This window comes from Jiangella rhizosphaerae (assembly GCF_003579925.1).
Classification (GTDB): Bacteria; Actinomycetota; Actinomycetes; order Jiangellales; family Jiangellaceae; genus Jiangella; species Jiangella rhizosphaerae.
The window spans coordinates 1-507 of sequence record NZ_QUAL01000192.1 but is presented as its reverse complement, the minus strand read 5'-3'; the positions used below and the strand labels follow the sequence as shown (position 1 = coordinate 507).

At 79.3% G+C, this 507-nt stretch carries 1 protein-coding gene; it reads left to right on the top strand.

The window, feature by feature from the left end; all coding sequences use genetic code 11:
• Window positions 1-507: 3'-5' exonuclease (locus DY240_RS22380; RefSeq protein ID WP_147375440.1), on the top strand; the 507-nt coding region annotated here is incomplete at both ends.

Genomic DNA, 507 nt, shown 5'->3' with positions numbered 1-507 from the left:
CGACGCCGCGGCGGCCACGGCCGCCGTCCTCTCCTCGGCGGGCTGGTCGCCCACGCCGCCCGCCGGCGGCGGCGCGGCCCGCGAGCGCTGGGAGTCGCTGGCGGCACTGGTGTCGCTGGCCGAGGAGGTCGTCGCGGCCAAGCCGGGCGCGGGGCTGGCCGACGTCGTCGACGAGCTCGAGGCCCGGGCCGCGGCCCAGCACGCTCCGGTCGCCGACGGCGTCACGCTCGCGTCGCTGCACTCCGCCAAGGGCCTGGAGTGGGACGCCGTGTTCGTCGTCGGGTGCCACGAGGGCACGCTGCCGTTGAGCTACGCCGAGACACCGGCGCAGATCGAGGAGGAGCGCCGGCTGCTCTACGTCGGGGTCACCCGCGCTCGCGAGCACCTGTCGGTGTCGTGGTCGCTGGCCCGCCAGCCCGGCGGCCGCGGCAACCGCCGGCCCAGCCGGTTCCTCGACGGCGTCCGGCCCGGCGGCGGCGCCCGCAGCGACCACCGGGCCGAGCGCGG